Here is an 18,289-nt window from a genome sequence, read left to right as displayed (position 1 = left end):
TTGCTGGAAGAGGGCATGACCGATCCGAACGCATGGGCAGGTCCGGCGACCCGTTGACACCGGCGCCGGACGCCGCAACATGTCGGTCACAATGACAGTCGCACCCCATGCTCCCCTGCTGTTCTTCGATTCCGGCGTCGGCGGACTTTCCATTCTCGCGCCCACGCGGGCCGCGCTGCCCCATGCGCCGATCGTCTATGCGGCGGACAGCGCGGGCTTCCCCTATGGCACCAAGAGCGAGGCGGAGATCGCCGCGCGCGTGCCCGCGCTGCTTGGCCGCCTGGTGGAACGCTATCGCCCGCGCCTTGCGGTCATCGCCTGCAACACCGCATCCACCATCGCCCTTTCCGCTGTGAGGGCGGCGCTGGACATACCGGTCGTCGGCACCGTCCCTGCGATCAAGCCTGCCGCCCTGCTCTCGCAAAGCCGGGTGTTCGGCGTCCTCGGCACGGATGCAACCGTCCGCCAACCCTATGTGGACCGCCTTGCCGCCGAATTCGGTTCGGATTGCACCGTCCTGCGTCATGGTTCGGCGGCTCTCGTGCAACTGGCCGAAACGAAACTGCGCGGCGAACCGCTGGACCCCGCCATCGCCAGGGACGCCCTTGCCGGCCTGTTCGACCAGCCCGGCGGCGACCGGATGGACATAGTGGTCCTTGCCTGCACGCATTTCCCGCTGGTGGAGGATGAACTGGCTGCCGCCTCCCCCCGCCCGCTTCGATTCGTGCACGGCGGCGAAGGAATTGCGCGCCGCATCGCTTATCTCACCCAGGGACAGGAATGGCCCGCCGCTCCGCCCCCCGGAACGGCCGTCTTCACGCGACTGGACGAGAGCATCGAACCGCTTCGCCCTGCTCTTCGGGGCTATGGTTTGCAGCAGATCGATTGTCTTTGAAGGGGTGGACCTTTGGTCCAATCGCAAGCCATTCTATCAGCGTGATAGGTAATTCTCCCTAAGGCTGCGAGCGGTTATCACTGGTAATAGGCCACCACAGCAGGTAAATGCCCCCCTTAAAGAGGGGATGCGGGAATAGGGACAGGGCTTAAGTGAACTACAAGCACATCTTCACGCAGGCGATCGACCGGCTCCATAGCGAAGGTCGCTATCGGGTGTTCATCGACATCCTGCGCAACAAGGGCGCTTTTCCCAACGCCCGCTGCTTCCACGGTCATAATGGCCCGAAGCCGATCACCGTCTGGTGCTCCAACGACTATCTCGCCATGGGTCAGCATCCCAAGGTCGTCGCCGCCATGGAAGAGGCGCTGCATGATGTCGGCGCAGGTTCCGGCGGCACCCGCAATATCGGCGGCAACACCCATTATCATGTCGATCTGGAAGCCGAGCTGGCCGATCTGCACGGCAAGGAAGCCGCGCTGCTCTTCACCTCGGGCTATGTCTCGAACGAAGCGACCCTTTCGACCCTCGCCAAGATCCTGCCCGGCTGCATCATCTTCTCGGACGAGCTGAACCATGCTTCGATGATCGCGGGCATCCGCAATTCGGGCTGCGAAAAGCGCGTCTTCCGTCACAATGACGTAGAGCATCTGCGCGAACTGCTCGCCGCCGAAGATCCCGAAGTGCCCAAGCTGATCGCCTTCGAAAGCGTCTATTCGATGGATGGCGACATCGCCCCCATCGCGGAAATCTGCGATCTGGCGGACGAATATAACGCGCTCACCTATCTGGACGAAGTCCATGCTGTCGGCATGTACGGCGCCCGTGGCGGCGGCATTTCCGAACGGGATGAAGTCGCCGATCGCGTGACCATTATCGAGGGCACGCTGGGCAAGGCGTTCGGTGTCATGGGTGGTTATATCGCGGCCGACCAGATGATCGTCGATGTGATCCGCAGCTATGCGCCGGGCTTCATCTTCACGACCTCGCTATCGCCGGTGCTGGTCGCAGGCGTGCTGGCGAGCGTCCGCCACCTCAAGCAATCGAGCGAGGAGCGTGAAGGGCAGCAGGCGTCCGCCGCGACGCTCAAGCGCCTGATGGCCGAAGCTGGCTTGCCAGTCATGCCGTCGGTGACGCACATCGTCCCGCTGATGGTGGGCGATCCGGTCAAGGCCAAGCGGATCAGCGACATCCTGCTCGCGGAATATGGCGCCTATGTGCAGCCGATCAATTATCCCACGGTCCCGCGCGGTACGGAGCGTCTGCGCTTCACGCCGGGACCGGCGCACACCGAAGAGATGATGGGCGATCTGGTCAAGGCGCTGGTGGAAATCTGGGACCGGCTGGAACTGGAACTCAAGAAGGCAGCCTGACGACGCCTTTGCAAATATCGTTGAGGGTGGAAAGCGTACCTTCTGCTTTCCTTAAAGTACACCGTGCTCCTGCCTGCGCAGGAGCACGTATCGCTTAACGGCCGCAACTGACCAGAAAACAACCCGAACTCACACCCGGATCAGCCCACCCCTGACCGCATAGCCGCGATACAAGCTCCGGCTATGCGGAAAGCCGCCCATATCGGCCGCCAATCTTCCGATCGCCTGCTTGAGTTCCGCTCGCGGCGACACATGAAAACGCGCCAGCCAGCCAAATAGCGCCTGCTTCCAAAAGGCGGGCAGATCGTCCTGCTGACCGAAATCCACGACCTCCAGCTTGCCGCCATGCGCCACACAGCCCACCGCCTGCCTTAAAGCGCCTTCCCAATCCGGGATCATCGACAGCGCGTAGCTGATGAACACCCGCTCGAAATCCGTCCGCCCGAACAGCGCCGCCGCATCGAACGCACAGGCGTCTCCCTGCGCCAGCACGACCCGATCGGCCATGCCCGCCTTCGCCACGGCCTTGCGCGCCGTCTCCAGCATCGCCTCGCTGATGTCGACGCCGTAAAGCCGCGCCTCCGGCCAGGCCTTGCCCACGGCGATCAAATTCCGCCCGGTCCCGCAGCCGATTTCCAACACCGCCCCGCCCCGCGGCGGGGCAAGATCGGCAATCAGCCCATCCCGTCCCAGCAGGTAGAATTTCCGCGACAAGTCGTAAATATGCCGCTGATGCCGATAGACGCTGTCCATCAGCCCGCCATGCCCGCTGCCCATCACGCGTCCTTCAGCACATAAAGATGCACGCCGCCATAAATGGCCGATCGGTCCCGCGCCGTGTAATCGAGCGACTCCTCCGCCCGATAATCCCAGCGCGAGAGCACCGCATCGTCCACTCGTCCGGGCAGGATGCTCGGCTCGCCCGCCGTCCGGAACAGCACTCTCGCCCCCGACCGCGCCGTCCGCGTGATCTGCGCCCAGAGCGCGTTCAACTGCGCATCGTCCATCCAGTCCTGCGCATCGAGCAATATGTAGCGATCCGCCGATCCAGCCTCTTGCGACGCCAGAAAATCAGTGAAATTCACATGCCGGACATCCACCCGCCCGGCGCGCTCGACCACTGCCTGATGGTTGGCCGCCTGCAAATAGGGCGGCAACGGCCCCTCGCCCCCGTCATAGCCACGCCCAAAGGCCTGCACGGCGAAATAATTGTCCTTGAGGTCGAAATCGCAGGCCAGCTTCTCCAGCCGCGCCTTCAGCACGCTGTCCATCCGGTCGTCGCCCGCCAGCGCCTCATATTGCGCCGGCGGAATGCCCAGGCCGAAGAGCGAAGCCGGCTGGCTCGTCAGCCAGCGCATGAAGGCACTGTCGAACACGGGCGCCAGTTCAGCCTCGAAAATGGCGCGCTGCTCTTCCCGGCTCCGGGCGTCCAGCATCCGGCGCGGATTGACGCCATGCAACCGCGCCAGCAGATGCGCAGCGCCGATAAAGCGCCCCAGCAGCCCATGCTTGTAGATCCCCCGCGCAAACCCCCCGATGCGCCGCCGCCCGATAAAATCGCGGCCTTCCCAATAGCGCCGCGTCGCATCGTCCAGATGCGGCGCCACGAAGGTCCGGTAGGCCGCCACATTCTCCTTGCAGTCCGCCTTGGCGAAGAAGCGATGAAACGCCTCATAATCCGGCAAGGCCCGCGCCGCCGCCAGCTTCAGCCGATTGAGCGCGATATGCGCGGTATTGAGGTCCACCGCCGTGATCTTCGCCGGATCGGCGGTCAGATAGCTCAGCACATTGCACCCGCCCGAAGCGATGGTGACGACATGGCTGTCCGGCGCGATCGCCAACGCCTCCATATCGACCTCCGGATCTTCCCAGATCTGGGCATAAACCAGCCCCCGGAACGCGAAGGTAAAGGCGCGCTCCAGCAATCCCTGCCTGGAAAGATGCCGATGCCGATGCACCGCGCGGGTAACATTCCGATGAGCCCTAGATGCCATAAACCGTGCCTCCTCGCTGCCGGGGTCGTCCGGGCGCATAGGGCGGCGGCATGTCGCCCGCGTGACAATGAGGTTACGGCAATGTGAAGCACCTTGCGGAACCAACCCGCGCCATCCACCTTCTTTGCTAGCAATGCCTCACTGGATCGAACCGCACCCCACCGGCATCTATGTCCGCCCCGCCAATGCCTGGATCGATCCGTCGGTCCCGCAGGAGCGCGCCCTCGTCACCCACGGCCATGCCGACCATGCCAGGGGTGGCCACGGCCATGTCTGGGCCACGGAAGAAACCCTCGCCATCATGGCCCTGCGCTACGGCACGGCTTGCGGCACGGCGGTTCCCTATGGCGAGGAAATCCGCATGAACGGCGTCACGATCAGCTACGTCCCCGCCGGCCATGTCCTTGGCTCCGCCCAGATCGTCCTCAGCCACGCGGGCGAACGCGTCGTCGTGACCGGCGATTACAAGCGCCGCCCCGACCCCACCTGCAAAGCTTTCGAACCCGTCCCCTGCGACATCTTCGTCACCGAAGCGACCTTCGGCCTGCCGGTCTTCCGCCATCCCGACACAGGCAGCGAAGTCGACCGCCTCCTCGCCGCCCTCCATGCCAATCCCGATCGCTGCGTCCTCGTCGGCGCCTATGCCCTTGGCAAGGCCCAACGCCTCATCTGCGAATTGCGGGCGAGAGGGCATCACGATCCCATCCACATCCATGGCGCGCTGGAGAGGATGTGCGCGCTCTACCAACAATTCGGCGTCGACTTGGGCGATCTCCGCTCCGCCACCGGCCTTCCCGCCAAGGAGATGCGCGGCCGCATCGTCGTCTCGCCGCCGTCAGCGCTCAACGACCGCTGGAGCCGCCGCCTGCCCGATCCGATCACCGCCATGGCTTCAGGCTGGATGCGCATCCGCCAGCGCGCCCGTCAGCGCAATGTCGAACTGCCGCTGGTCATCTCCGACCATGCCGACTGGGACGAGCTGACCGACACCATCCGCGAAGTCGCCCCATCGGAAACCTGGATCACCCATGGGCGGGAGGAAGCATTGCTCCACTGGTGCATGACCCACCAGATGCGGGCGCGAGCCCTGGCATTGGTAGGCCGCGAAGATGAGGATGAGGGGTAATGCGCGCCTTCTCCCAACTGCTGGACGGCCTGGTCTACACACGTTCCCGCAACGGCAAGCTGGACCTTATCGCCAGCTACATGGCGCAAGCGCCTGATCCCGACCGTGGCTGGGCGCTCGCCGCCTTGACCGGCAATCTCGACCTGAAAGCCGTCAAGGCCTCCACCATAGCCGAAATGACCCGCGCCCGTGTCGATCCGGTCCTGTTCGAAATGAGCCGTGACTATGTCGGAGACCTGGCCGAAACCGTATCCCTCCTCTGGCCGAAACCCGCGGATCAGTCGCCGGAAATAGATGACGGCTCCCTCACCCTGTCGGCCATGGTCGACCGCCTCCATGCCACCAGCCGAGCCGCCGCCCCCGATACCCTGGCCCGGATGATGGATCATCTCGATGCGTCGGGCCGCTTCGCGCTGCTCAAGCTCGCCACCGGCGGCCTGCGCGTCGGCATCTCCGCCCGCCTCGCCAAGACCGGCTTCGCCCAAGCCTTCGGCCTCGATGTCGACGATGTGGAGGAATGCTGGCACGCCCTCACCCCGCCCTACACTCCTCTCTTCGCCTGGGCAGAGGGCAAGGCCGAGCGCCCCGACCCGGCAGGCACGCCCTTCTTCCGCCCCTTCATGCTCGCCCACCCTTTGGAAGCGGAAAGCGTCGACCTCAACCACTATGCCGCCGAGTGGAAATGGGACGGCATCCGCATCCAGATCGTCGGCACGCCCAGCGAGACCCGCCTCTACAGCCGCGCCGGAGACGACATCACCGGCAGCTTCCCCGACATAGCGCAGACCTTCCGCCACCATGCGGTCCTGGACGGCGAACTGCTCGTCAAAGGCGAATTCCAGGGAGGAGGAGCCGCCAGCTTCAACGCCCTCCAGCAACGCCTTGGCCGCAAGGCGGTGACGGCGAAGATGATGGACGACTATCCCGCCTTCGTCCGCCTCTACGACATATTGCTCGACGCCGACGAAGACCTGCGCGCGCTCCCCTGGGAGCAACGCCGCATGCGCCTTGAAACCACGGTGCCCCAGCTTGATCCACAGCGCTTCGACATTTCCGCTCTCATCGAAGCATCCGACTTTGAAACGCTGGCCGACCTCCGCGCAGGCGCCCGCGATGCCGCCATCGAAGGCGTGATGCTCAAGCGCCGCGACAGCCCCTATGTCGCGGGGCGCAAGGCGGCGCTCTGGTATAAATGGAAACGCGATCCGCTGACCGCCGACTGCGTGATGATGTACGCCCAGCGCGGCCACGGCAAACGCTCATCCTTCTATTCGGACTACACCTTTGGTTGCTGGACGGATGAAGGCGAACTGCTGCCAGTGGGAAAGGCCTATAGCGGCTTCACCGACGAGGAACTGAAATGGCTGGACCGTTTCGTGCGGGGAAATACGATCAACCGCTTCGGCCCGGTGCGCGAGGTGGAAAAGTCGCTGGTACTGGAGGTCGCTTTCGACAGCATCCACGAAAGCAAGCGGCATAAGTCCGGCCTTGCCATGCGCTTTCCCCGGATTGCGCGCATTCGCCGCGACAAGCCTGCGCATGAGGCGGATACGGTGGCAGGGTTGCGGCGGTTGGTGAGCTAGCCCGTTAAAAAGCTGACTTCCTTCTCAATTCAGAACGGAATACCCTTTCAGCATGGATCAACGTCAATTTAGTCGCGCCGAAGGAAGTTTGAGAATTTGCGCGCAGAAGGCCGATGCCTTGGAGAAAGCGATATTCGCTGCTGATGCTTGGCATCTATGGTCCGAGTTCCTCATAGAGCACCAACGTTGGTTCATCAGAATGCGTCATGCTCTCGCGCGCGGCCCCTCATCGGCTTGGCACGGCAAATTATTGAAGGTGCGACGCGACGACCCCATGCTTCAATACATGGAACATGCAAGGCATGCCGATGAGCATGGACTAGAAGATATTGCGACGATTACCGGCGGTATTCAAATTAAAGGAAATGGCAGCAAAATACCAATAAAGGTACAAGGACGCATAACGAGCGACCGAATTTGGATGCGCGCTACCCAGGGAAACAAACCTGCCATTGTTACTTCTAAACCAGAAGACCTTGAAGTTAAACCAGTTATCAACCGGAACATTAAATATCCCGTTCCACTGGAACACCTTCAATCACCGATTGGCAGTAAGCATCCTCGCGTGTTTGCTCGGTTATCCCAAGACTTTATGAGTGCACGGATGTATGAGGTTCGCGAAAATTTCGGCCTCTACTGAGCATTACGGAGAGTTTTGTCATATTCAGACGACCGGTTCGTCCGACTTTGTCCAGACATGAATTCGTTGTGCAAAAGGAGAGCCATCATGCCCTACACCGGAAGCTGCCACTGCGGCGCCGTCACCTTCACCGTAGCCGCCGACGCGCCGACCGAAGCGATGAGCTGCAACTGCTCCCATTGCCGCCGCAAGGGCTTCCTGCTGACCTTCGTGCCCGCCGACCAGTTCACCCTCGACAGCGGCGCAGACAGACTGACCGACTATCAATTCTACAAGCACAAGATCACGCATCAATTCTGCACCGTCTGCGGTTGCCAAGCTTTCGCGCAGGGCAAAGGACCGGACGGCTCAACCATGCAGGCTATCAACCTGCGCTGCGTGCCCTCCGTCGATCTCGACGCGCTCAACATCAAGAAAGTCGACGGCGCCAGCTTCTGACAGTCTGACTTTGCGCTGTCACGCACAGCCCCTATATGGGCGCTTTCGCGCGTCAGGCGCGGCTTGAGATATGGAGCAGTTGAATTGAGCAAGGTTCTGGTCATTGGCGCGGGCGGCGTCGGGTCTGTCGCGGTTCACAAGATGGCCCAAGTGAGCCTGACAAACAGTGACATTTTCAGCCATATCACGCTCGCCAGCCGCCGCATCGTGAGCTGCGAGAAAGTGGCCGAATCGGTCAAGGCGCGCACCGGCGTCACCATCGACGTGGCGCAGGTCGACGCCGACAATGTCGAAGAAACCATCGCCCTGATCGAGAAGGTCCAGCCCAAACTGGTCGTGAACCTGGCCCTGCCCTATCAGGACCTGGCGATCATGGACGCCTGCCTCGCGACCAAGACCGACTATCTCGACACCGCCAATTACGAGCCCCGCGACACCGCCAAGTTCGAATATAGCTGGCAATGGGCCTATCAGGAGCGCTTCAAGGAAGCCGGCATCATGGCGCTGCTGGGTTCGGGCTTCGACCCCGGCGTCACCAGCGTGTTTGCCAGCTACATCAAGAAGCATCTGCTCGACCGGATCGACACGCTCGACATTCTCGACTGCAATGGCGGCGACCATGGCCAGCATTTCGCCACCAACTTCAACCCGGAAATCAACATCCGCGAAGTCACCGCCCCCTCGCGCCACTGGGAAGGCGGCAAGTGGGTCGAAGGCCCGGCCCTGAAGCACAAGCAGGTGTTCGACTTCGAGTCTGTGGGGCAGAAGAACATGTACCTCATGTATCATGAGGAACTGGAATCGCTCGCCAAATTCTACCCGGAAATCAAGCGTATTCGTTTCTGGATGACCTTTGGCGATGCGTATCTGAAGCATCTCGAAGTGCTCCAGAATGTCGGCATGACCCGCATCGATCCGGTGATCTACAACGGGCAGGAAATCATCCCGCTCCAGTTCCTCAAGGCCGTGCTGCCCGAACCGTCGAGCCTGGGCTCGACCACCAAGGGCAAGACCAACATTGGCGACATCGCGACCGGCCATAAGGACGGCCAGCAAAAGACCGTCTATGTCTACAATGTCTGCGACCATGAGGACGCCTATGCCGAGACCGGCAATCAGGCGGTCAGCTACACCACCGGCGTCCCGGCGATGATCGGCGCGGCGATGATGCTGACCGGCGCGTGGAAGGGTGAAGGCGTGTTCAACATCGAGCAGTTCGATCCCGATCCCTTCATGGACATGCTGAACAAGCACGGTCTGCCCTGGCAGGTCAAGGAACTGGCCGCGCCGCTGGATTTTTGACGGTCCCGCAAGGGATCGTCACCCCAGCGAAGGCTGGGGTCTCGCGCCTCTAAGTTGTACCCTATCGCCTGAGATGCCAGCTTCCGCTGGCATGACGGAGTATACCCCATGGAAACCAAAGCCGGCGATCCCGCCGCCTTCGCCCATTTCGACCTGAGCCGCGTCCCCTCGCCCGCCTTCGTGGTGGATGAGGCCGCGGTGCGCCGCAACCTCAGCGTCCTGCGCGACATCCGCGACCGCGCAGGCATCAAGGTGCTGGGCGCGCTCAAGGCCTTCTCCATGTGGTCGCTTGGCGGCGTCGTCGCGGAATATCTCGACGGCGTCTGCGCCTCCGGCATCTACGAAGCCCGCCTCGGCCGCGAGGAATATGTCGGCCCCCATGGAGACAAGGAGGTCGCAACCTACTGCGCCGCCTACAAGCCCGAAGACCTGGCCGAAATCCTCAAAATCTCCGACCATGTCATCTTCAACAGCCCCGGCCAGATCGCCCGCCTGAAGCCCGTCATCGACGATGCGCGAAAGAACGGTGTGAACTTCGACATCGGCCTGCGCATCAACCCCCTCCATGCCGAGGGCGAAGTGCCCAAATATGACCCCTCGCAGCCGCACAGCCGCCTGGGTTTTCCCATCGACCAACTCCGCGCCGAGCATCTGGAGGGCGTCGACGGCCTCCACGTCCACAATCTCTGCGAACAGGATTTCCTGCCGCTGGAGCGTACCTGGGCCGCAATCGAATCCCGCGTCATGCCCCATGTCGGCGGCCTCAAATGGCTGAACTTCGGCGGCGGCCACCACGTCACCCGCTCCGACTATCAGATCGACGACCTGATAGCCTTTCTGCATCGCATCAAGGCGGCAACGAGCCTGGAACTCTATATCGAGCCGGGCGAAGCCATGGCCCTCGACGCAGGCATCCTGGTCGGAGAAATACTCGACGTGATCGACAACGGTATGCCGGTGGCGATCACCGACATCTCCGCCACATGCCACATGCCCGATGTCATCGAAGCGCCCTACCGCCCCGCCATGCTGCACGAGGAAACGGAAGGCCAGCCCACCCGACTCGGTGGCCCCTCCTGCCTCGCCGGAGACATTATCGGTGACTATCGAGTCCCCGGCGGCGCGACTCCGGGGCGCCGCATCGCCTTCCTCGATCAGGCGCATTATTCGATGGTAAAGACCAATACATTCAACGGCGTGCCCTTGCCATCCATCTGGCTCTGGAACTCGGAAACCGACGAACTCAAGCAAATCCGCCAGTTTTCCTACGAGGACTTTAAGTCCCGTCTCTCCTGACGCACATTTCATAGCCGCCCGCGCAACAAAATTTACGCATGCGCTTTACAGGGGGGACCCCTCAGCATATATCGGCCGTCCGCTGCCCCATGGGACTTCCACCGCAAGGCAGCTTTTTGCCAACGACTACACTGGAGGTCCCTTGAGTTGCACAAGCATCATAGCGCGCTGGGGGTAGCGACCACCCTCAAACCGGCAGCACCGGTAACGCTTATTCGTCCCCAGGCAGCAGCCCGGGCCGCCCGATTCTTCGCGGAGAAGTTTCCGGGGCGCTCGCTCTATGCGGTCAAGGCGAATCCGTCTCCCGATCTGATCCGTACGCTGTTCGCTTGCGGGATCACGCATTTCGACGTGGCCTCGATCGCGGAAGTGCGCCTCGTCGCGGAGACACTGGAGGGTCAGGCGAAACTCTGCTTCATGCACCCGGTCAAGGCCGAGGAAGCAATTGCAGAGGCTTACCTTGTCCATGGCGTGCGCACCTTTTCGCTCGACACGATGGACGAGCTGGAAAAGATACTGCGCGCCACAGACGATGCGACCGACCTTGAGCTGTGCGTGCGCCTGCGCGTTTCGTCCGAACATTCGGAACTCAGCCTCGCGTCCAAATTCGGCGCGGAGCTGGGCGAAACCCGCGAACTGCTGATGGCCACACGTCAGGCGGCCGATGCGCTGGGCATCTGCTTCCACGTCGGCAGCCAGGCCATGTCCCCGCAAGCCTATAGCGACGCCATCGAGCGCGTCCGCGCCGCGATCGTGGACGCGGCCGTCACGGTCGACATCATCGATGTCGGCGGCGGCTTCCCGTCAGTTTATCCCGGCATGGAACCGCCCGCGCTGGAGGCTTATTTCGACGCGATCCATCGCGGCTTCGAAAGCCTCCCGGTCAGCTATTCGTCGGAACTGTGGTGCGAACCCGGCCGCGCTTTATCGGCGGAGTATAGCTCGGTCGTCGTGCGGGTCGAGCGCCGTCGCGGCACCGAACTCTACATCAACGACGGCGCCTATGGCGCGCTGTTCGACGCGGCGCATATCGGCTGGCGCTTCCCTGTTGCCCTGCTGCGTGAGGAAGAGAGCGAGGCGGAACTGACCGGCTTCTCCTTCTACGGCCCGACCTGCGACGATATGGACCATATGGTCGGCCCCTTCATGCTGCCGGAAGATGTGCAGGCGGGTGACTATATCGAGATCGGAATGCTCGGCGCCTATGGCGCGGCGATGCGCACCGGTTTCAACGGCTTCACGTCCGAAGCGGTTATCGAGGTCGAGGATGAGCCCATGGCCAGCCTCTATGTCGACGCCGTCCCGGCCCGCCGTCGCGCAACTGTCATCAAACTGGGGTAGAGGCTCAGGCCTCCCCTTAGGAGAGGATGCAAGGTCCCTCGCCGCACTCCCCCGCGGCGAGGGACTAATCCTATCCGCGCCGGAAAATCCCGACCAGTTCCACATGGGTCGACCAGCGGAACTGCCCGACCGGGCGCACGCTCTCCAACCTGTATCCTCCGGCGATCAGATGCACCGCATCACGCGCAAAGCTGGCCGGATTGCAGGAAATATAGGCGATGACCGGCGCATTCGATGCAGCAAGCTGCATCACTTGTTCCCTCGCCCCGGCACGAGGCGGATCGATGACGATCCCCGCGAAACGATTGATTTCCGCGGGCGTCAGCGGCCGCCTGAACAAATCCCGATGATCCGCCACCATCCGCCGCTGCGCCCTGTTCGCCGCTGATTTCAGTGAGAGGATGAGATCACGGGCCGCTTCCGCCGCGTAGACCGGCCGGCTCTGGCCCAGAGCCAGCGCGAATGTGCCAAGCCCGCAGAAAAGATCGGCAATGGCGCCCTCTGACGGCATGGCTTGCTGCGCATCATGGACCAGCGCGGCTTCGCCGTCCCGCGTTGCCTGGAGAAAGGCGAAGGGTGGGAAAGCGACCGGCACGCCGCCAAAGTTGACCGTGACGGGTTCCGGCTCCCACCGGGTCTGCGGACCATCCCCCTCATCGATGGTCAGCCGGGCCAGCGCATGCATCTGCGCGAAAGCCAGCAGCGCTTCATCGGCGGCCAGACCTTCGATCCGCACCCCTTCCAGCAGCAGGTCAACACCCTGATCGGTCAGCGACATGCGGACATGCGCGGCGCGCTTGTCCGGCAGGATGATCCCGCACAACGTCCTGAGCGGCGCCAGCAGAGCGAACAGCGCGGGATCGAGTATTTCGCACATCGTCAGGTCGACCAGCATATGACTGCCCGATTCCGCAAAGCCGATGACGACTTTCCGCCCCTGCCTACTGGCCCGGAGAGAAGCACGGCGCCGGGCCTTTGGAGGCGAGATATGCGGCCGCAGGAGCGTGCCGGGCTCCACGCCCTGCCCGGCCAGGGCTCCAGCGACGCGGGCTGTCACGAAATCGGCATAGCTCGCATCGTCGATATGCTGAAGTTCGCACCCGCCGCAGATCGGAAAGTGCACGCATGGCGGGTCGACATGATGCGGCCCCCGCAAAATGCTGCCGTCAGCCGCGATCCGGTCGCCCGGCGCGGTCAGCGGAACATGGCGGCCATTGGCGGTCACGCCGTCCCCTTTGGCGGCGATGCGGACGATGATGTCAGTGTCGAGCTGGGTCACGTTCTTAGTCTTGGTTACAGGCGGCAGGCGATAGCCGCTGGCAGCTCCACAAGCAAATCATCCGCAATGAAAGCCGCGCCAGCCCGCCGTGCCGCCTCCCCATGCAGCCATAGCGCTTCGCATGCCGCCAGGAACCCATCGCCCGTGACGGCGAGCCGCCCGGCAACCAGACCTGCCAGAACATCCCCGGTTCCCGCCGTGGAAAGCCAGGAGGAACTGACCGAAGACAGAACGGCGCGCCCATCGGGTGCGGCAATGATGCTGTCGCTTCCCTTGTAGATCAGGATCGCGCGGGAGCGCTTTGCCGCCTCCAGAGCCCGGTCTATCTTGCTGCCCGGCAAATCTCCGAACAGCCGAGCGAATTCGCCCTCATGGGGCGTCAGGATCGAGCCGGGCGGAATGGCGTCCAGCCCTTCCTCCGCCAGCAGGAACAATGCATCGGCATCGAGGACAAGCGGATGCCTGGCAGCCAGCGCCGGTCGCAGCCTGTCCAAAGCGCTGCTGTCGCGCCCTAGCCCCGGTCCGACCAGAACTGCCTTGATCCTGGGATCGTTTAGCGATCTCGCGACATCGGCAGCATTGTCGGCGCGCTGGGTGACGAGAGCGCCCGGTCCTCCATGATCCCTGTCCTGAACGATGTGACGGACCATGCCTGCCCCTGCGCGAGCGGCTGCCTGGCTGGCGAGCAGGCCCGCTCCGCCCATTTCGCCGCCGACCACAGCCACCAGCCCTCGGCTATATTTGTGCGCGAAGGATCCCGGCTGATGCAATTGCGGTGGCGAAAGCCGGTGTATTTGCGCGCCGGACACATCGATGCCGATATCGGCGCAGACCAGCCGCTGCCAGCAGCCTGCCGCCGGTTGCAGCATATGGGCCGGCTTGAGCGCGCCCAAGGCAATGCAGACCCCCAATACCGGCACGTCGGAGAGCAATTCACCCGTATCCGTCTGGACCCCGCTCGGCAGATCCACGGCATAGCTGAAACTTGCCCGTTCCGTGAGCGTGCGCAATTTTACGGCTGGCTCCGCGTCCAATCCACGCGACAGGCCCGTACCGAACAGCGCGTCCACAACCTGCGTCGCAGGCGCGGCGTCGGCAAGGGACTCGACAGGCGCTCCCCAGGCCGCACGCGCCTTGAGACCGGAGTCCGTGCGGCTTTCGCCCAGGGCCGCGACGCGAACCGGCACGCCCCGCGCCCGCAGCAGCCGCGCGATCACGAAGCCGTCACCGCCATTATTGCCCGGACCGCACAGGACCAGCAGATCGCGCTTTCCACCCGCTCGCCAGATGATCTCCGCCGCGGCGGCGCCTGCCCTCTCCATCAGTGCATATTCCGGGACACCAGCGGCGATGACCGCCTGTTCAGCCTCTTTCATCTGCGCCGCTGTCAGGATCGCATCATTCCGCATCATTTCTTCCTCCAGCGAACTGCGCAGGCAGGCGGTAGCGATCCTGCCCGGCGCGCAATTCAATCTCGCCCTTGCCCGCAATGAGGATAGCGGCGTTTTCCGCTCCATCGGCGGGCACGACGCCGCGTCCGTCATGCACGATCAGAAAGCGACGAAAGCCGCCATCGGCATGGCGGATGGTCAGAAGATCATGATCGTGTTCGACCGGGCAATCGTCCTTCCAGGCGGCATCTGCGCCGATCGCGCAAGGGATCATTTCATGGCCCTCGTCGGCCAGACCCCCAGAGCCTGAAGGACGGCCGCATCCGGCCAGCGCTAAACACAACAACAAGCTCCCCTTCAAGGCCCGGTGTAGATGCATGGCTCTGATCATCCCGCTGTGCCGCCGTTCAGGCAAGTCGGCTGCGGCATTCCAGCACGACGGGAGCCAATATTCCGGCAAAATGCCTTTGCCCTTCTCCATCGCTGACCAGATCCTGCCGCATCTCTATACCCAGATAGGGGATGCCATTTGCCTCCGCATGGCGGTTCATTGTGGCGTTCAGCACCTTGCCCGAATAGGGCAGTTGGTCCCCCACCTTGAGTCCCGCCGCCGCCAGCAAAGGGATGGCGATCCGCGCCGCCCTGTCGTCCTGGTTATAAAGGACGCCGATATCCCAGGGGCGCTTCTGATCGGGATCGCTGGCCAGCCGGGGCGTGAAGCTGTGGACGGACAGGAGGAACGGAGACGACATGCCGTCGAGCAGCCATGCGACATGATGATGATAGGGATGATGGAAACGGATCATCCGCTCCGCCAGGTCGGCATGGCGGTTGCCCGGAATGACATGGCCGTCGCTCATGACCGGAAGCAGGCCCGGCGCGTCATCCTCCCGGTTGAGGTCGATCACAAGGCGGGAAACGCCGCCCAGCACGGCCTTGCAGCGCAATTCTTCGGCCAGCAGGGCGCTGACCTCCGCCACGCCGATGTCGACGGCGATATGATCGTTCAGCAATGCGGCATCGATCCCCAGGTCGACATCGTCCGGCACATGGGCGGAAGCATGGTCGGCAATGATCAGGATGTTCAGATCACCGCCGTCGACCTCGGTATACGCCTCGTTCATGCCGTCCTGATCCTCGTTTCCGCGACCCACCATGCGCCATGATCGGCGCGAAGCCTCTCCGCTGCCGCAGCCCTGTGACGATCCGTCTCGAACAGCGCGAAGCAGGTCGCGCCTGACCCCGACATGCGGGCGAGGCGCACTCCATCGCACGCTCTCAATGCCGCCAGCACATCCGCAATGACCGGAGCCGCTGCCATGGCTGGAGCCTCCAGATCGTTCCGTCCAGCGGCAATCAATTGCTCCAGATCGGTTGCCTCCAATGGGCCGCGATCCACCCGATCCCAGCCGCTAAAAACCTGCGCGGTGGAAACGGCGACGCCCGGATTGACCAGCAAGATCGGCATAGCGGAAAGCCCCGCGAGCGCCTGCTGCTGCAACACTTCCCCCCGTCCTCGCACCATCTGCGAAACGCTGCTGACGCAAGCGGGAACGTCCGAACCGAGCGTCAGCGCAATCCGTTCCAGCGTCTCACCAGCCACCGGCGCATTCCAGAGCCGCCTGAGCAATCGAAGGGTAGCCGCGGCGTCGGCGGAACCGCCGCCAATGCCCGATGCGACCGGCAAAATCTTGCTCAACCTGAGATCGGCGCCAAAGCCCTCCCCCAAATGAGCTTGCAATGCGCGTGCCGCCCTTATCACCAGATTGTCGGGGTCCGCGTCCAAGGAATGACCAAAGGGGCCGTCAATATCCAGCCCGATCATGCCGTCAGCCCGGATACGGCCCGACAGCCTGTCCCCCAATTCGGTAAAGACGAACAGGCTTTCGAGCGCATGATAGCCGTCCGCCCGCTTATGCCGGACGTGCAGCGCCAGATTGATCTTGGCAAAAGCGGTTTCGACCAGTTCGCCCGCATCCGCCGGGCAGGCAGCAGGCGCTTCCGCGTCAACGTGCGGCATATTCGGGCTTCATCCCCTCTCTGGTCTTGGCGGCCAGACGCTGCGCCGTCTCTCCCTCCGCAAAAACCGCCGCCGCGCGCCAGGCATAGCGGGCCTCGTATCGCCGTCCCGCCGCCCAGAGCGCATCGCCCAGATGTTCGTTGATGGTCGCGTCCGCTGGCGCACCCGCCGCCGCCCGTTCCAGCATCGGCACGGCGGCATCGATGTCGCCCGTCACGAACTGCGCCCAGCCCAGGGAATCCGTGATCGACGAGTCCTGCGGCTTCAAGGCGCTCGCCTTCTTCAGCAATTCCACCGCCGCATCCATATTCTGCCGCCGCTCGATCTGCGCATAGCCCAGATAGTTCAGCACCGTGGGTTCATTGGGCGCCAGCCTCGCCGCCCGTTCCAGCACTGCCCGCGCTTCGTTCCAATGCGCGCCCTGTTCCAGCGCGCTGCCTTCGAACAATAGCAGCGCCCAAGGGACGGCATCGGCCGGGTAGCCGGCCTGCGCCGTGCGGAAAGCTGAGGCGGCGCCCTCAAAATCCTTCTCCTGCGCCAGTAACTGGCCCAGCCTTACATGGCGTTCCGGCTCCGCGTCCGGCACGGCGGCCAGAGCGCGGGCAAGGCCGATCGCCTCCGCCCGCTTGCCCGCCGCCGCCAGCGCTTCTACCAGTTCGGCCTGCGCCAACGCCCCGTACCAGCCGGGGGCGGGAACCATGCGCGCCTCCTCGATCGCATAGGCCGCATGGCCGGCCCGGCTCAGCAAGTCCGCGGCGACGATATGGGCGGCGGGACCATCAGGATCGACAAAGGCGGCGATGCGCGCAAGCCGGATGCCCAGCGTTCCCGTACTGCCGTCCGACGAAATATCGGACGCCAACCGGGTAAGCAGACGGGCGAAACCTTGTCCCGCCGTCAGCGCTTTGCCATGGAGCGAAAGCGCTTTGCCACTGGCGACATCCGCCCTGGCCTGCGCGAAATTGGCTTCCTTTTCAGGCAGAAGCGCCAATGCTTCGGCCTTCGCTCCCCGTGCGGCCAATTGCCCCGCGAAGATCAGCCGCAGCGCGTCCATCTCCCCGGTCCGCAAGGCAAGAGCGCGGTTTATCGCGGACTGCGCGCTTGGGAGATCGCCGTTGCGCAAGGCCTGAAACGCCAGATGCTCGTCCAGATAGCGTCTCGCTAGGGATGCGAAGCGATCGGCGGGATCGATGACGGGCGGCGCATATCGCCCCTCGCCCACCGAAATCCAGCTACGGGTGATCGGCGCCAGAAAGGCGAAATTGCCCTCCGCCACCATCCGGTCGACAAGCAGGCGAGCGCCCGGCCAATCCTTCCGGTTCAGCGCCCCGGCGATCTGGAGCAAGGTGCCGTCACGCGGCAACAGGCCATCGCTTTCCAGCACTGTTGCGGAGCGCAGCGCCAGAGCCATGTCGCCGCTGATCACCGCCTGAAAATAGGAACGCCGGGCAACCTCCAGGCTGGCGGGATCGCCCGCCAGCGCTTCCCGATAGCTATTCAGCGCAAGTCCGGGAGCACCATCGCCATCGGCCAGGCGCCCCCGCATATAGGCATGCAATGCGCTGCCAGGGTCCACCGATGCGCCCGCCGCAGCGGGCAGCACCAGCATCA

Annotated in this window: 17 protein-coding genes; 9 read left to right on the top strand and 8 right to left on the bottom strand. The window is 63.4% G+C overall.

Features of this window, described 5'->3' with window-relative positions:
• Window positions 1-91 precede the first annotated feature (91 nt).
• Window positions 92-895: a glutamate racemase gene (murI, locus tag VVT58_RS04595; protein WP_327754812.1), complete on the top strand. Its 804-nt coding sequence runs from the start codon at window positions 92-94 to the stop codon at window positions 893-895.
• 152 nt (window positions 896-1,047) lie between these two features.
• Entirely contained in the window at window positions 1,048-2,268 is a 1,221-nt protein-coding gene (gene hemA / locus VVT58_RS04590; protein ID WP_327754753.1) for a 5-aminolevulinate synthase, read from the top strand.
• Between the two features lie 129 nt (window positions 2,269-2,397).
• On the opposite strand, the gene VVT58_RS04585 is transcribed toward hemA, so the two are convergent.
• Together VVT58_RS04585 and VVT58_RS04580 are read right to left on the bottom strand one after the other, a co-directional pair.
• Entirely contained in the window at window positions 2,398-3,045 is a 648-nt protein-coding gene (locus tag VVT58_RS04585; protein ID WP_327754752.1) for a class I SAM-dependent methyltransferase, read from the bottom strand.
• Window positions 3,045-4,262: a DUF3419 family protein gene (locus VVT58_RS04580; RefSeq protein ID WP_327754751.1), complete on the bottom strand. Its 1,218-nt coding sequence runs from the start codon at window positions 4,260-4,262 to the stop codon at window positions 3,045-3,047. Before VVT58_RS04580 ends, VVT58_RS04585 begins: the two co-directional genes overlap by 1 nt.
• A gap of 133 nt (window positions 4,263-4,395) precedes the next feature.
• Here VVT58_RS04580 and VVT58_RS04575 point away from each other — a divergent pair, with 133 nt between their 5' ends.
• From VVT58_RS04575 to VVT58_RS04545, 7 genes are all read left to right on the top strand, one after another.
• Window positions 4,396-5,388, top strand: coding sequence for a ligase-associated DNA damage response exonuclease (locus VVT58_RS04575; RefSeq protein ID WP_327754750.1), 993 nt, complete (start codon window positions 4,396-4,398; stop codon window positions 5,386-5,388).
• Window positions 5,388-6,971, top strand: coding sequence for a cisplatin damage response ATP-dependent DNA ligase (locus VVT58_RS04570; protein WP_327754749.1), 1,584 nt, complete (start codon window positions 5,388-5,390; stop codon window positions 6,969-6,971). Before VVT58_RS04575 ends, VVT58_RS04570 begins: the two co-directional genes overlap by 1 nt.
• A gap of 52 nt (window positions 6,972-7,023) precedes the next feature.
• Window positions 7,024-7,611: a hypothetical protein gene (locus VVT58_RS04565; RefSeq protein ID WP_327754748.1), complete on the top strand. Its 588-nt coding sequence runs from the start codon at window positions 7,024-7,026 to the stop codon at window positions 7,609-7,611.
• Window positions 7,612-7,698: 87 nt separating this feature from the next.
• Window positions 7,699-8,049: a GFA family protein gene (locus VVT58_RS04560; RefSeq protein ID WP_327754747.1), complete on the top strand. Its 351-nt coding sequence runs from the start codon at window positions 7,699-7,701 to the stop codon at window positions 8,047-8,049.
• Window positions 8,050-8,133: 84 nt separating this feature from the next.
• Complete coding sequence (locus tag VVT58_RS04555; RefSeq protein ID WP_327754746.1) at window positions 8,134-9,351, top strand: saccharopine dehydrogenase family protein; 1,218 nt, start codon at window positions 8,134-8,136, stop codon at window positions 9,349-9,351.
• A gap of 108 nt (window positions 9,352-9,459) precedes the next feature.
• Window positions 9,460-10,647 carry a carboxynorspermidine decarboxylase gene (locus VVT58_RS04550; RefSeq protein WP_327754745.1) on the top strand — a complete coding sequence of 396 codons (1,188 nt, stop codon included), beginning with the start codon at window positions 9,460-9,462 and terminating at the stop codon, window positions 10,645-10,647.
• 147 nt (window positions 10,648-10,794) lie between these two features.
• Window positions 10,795-11,988: a type III PLP-dependent enzyme gene (locus tag VVT58_RS04545; RefSeq protein ID WP_327754744.1), complete on the top strand. Its 1,194-nt coding sequence runs from the start codon at window positions 10,795-10,797 to the stop codon at window positions 11,986-11,988.
• Between the two features lie 70 nt (window positions 11,989-12,058).
• Here the strand turns inward: VVT58_RS04545 and VVT58_RS04540 are convergent, their stop codons facing one another.
• The 6 genes from VVT58_RS04540 to VVT58_RS04515 form a co-directional block, all read right to left on the bottom strand.
• On the bottom strand, window positions 12,059-13,267 hold the full coding sequence (locus VVT58_RS04540; protein ID WP_327754743.1) for a class I SAM-dependent RNA methyltransferase: 1,209 nt from the start codon (window positions 13,265-13,267) through the stop codon (window positions 12,059-12,061).
• A 14-nt stretch (window positions 13,268-13,281) separates the two neighbouring features.
• Window positions 13,282-14,676, bottom strand: a complete 1,395-nt coding sequence (locus tag VVT58_RS04535) for an NAD(P)H-hydrate dehydratase (RefSeq protein ID WP_327754811.1) — start codon at window positions 14,674-14,676, stop codon at window positions 13,282-13,284.
• Window positions 14,666-15,004 (bottom strand): hypothetical protein, encoded by a 339-nt coding sequence (locus VVT58_RS04530; RefSeq protein WP_352000023.1) that lies wholly within the window; start codon window positions 15,002-15,004, stop codon window positions 14,666-14,668. Before VVT58_RS04530 ends, VVT58_RS04535 begins: the two co-directional genes overlap by 11 nt.
• A gap of 61 nt (window positions 15,005-15,065) precedes the next feature.
• Window positions 15,066-15,782, bottom strand: coding sequence for an N-formylglutamate amidohydrolase (locus VVT58_RS04525; RefSeq protein WP_327754741.1), 717 nt, complete (start codon window positions 15,780-15,782; stop codon window positions 15,066-15,068).
• Window positions 15,779-16,678, bottom strand: a complete 900-nt coding sequence (locus VVT58_RS04520; protein ID WP_327754740.1) for a 4-(cytidine 5'-diphospho)-2-C-methyl-D-erythritol kinase — start codon at window positions 16,676-16,678, stop codon at window positions 15,779-15,781. The genes VVT58_RS04525 and VVT58_RS04520 overlap by 4 nt, the downstream gene beginning before the upstream one ends.
• Entirely contained in the window at window positions 16,665-18,287 is a 1,623-nt protein-coding gene (locus tag VVT58_RS04515; RefSeq protein ID WP_327754810.1) for a tetratricopeptide repeat protein, read from the bottom strand. The genes VVT58_RS04520 and VVT58_RS04515 overlap by 14 nt, the downstream gene beginning before the upstream one ends.
• Between the last annotated feature and the right edge of the window lie 2 nt (window positions 18,288-18,289).

Origin of the sequence: Sphingobium sp. SJ10-10, assembly GCF_036038995.2 — a bacterium.
In the GTDB taxonomy this organism is placed as follows: domain Bacteria; phylum Pseudomonadota; class Alphaproteobacteria; order Sphingomonadales; family Sphingomonadaceae; genus Sphingobium.
Note: the sequence above shows the minus strand (reverse complement) of the source record. Positions and strands in the feature narration are given on the sequence as shown.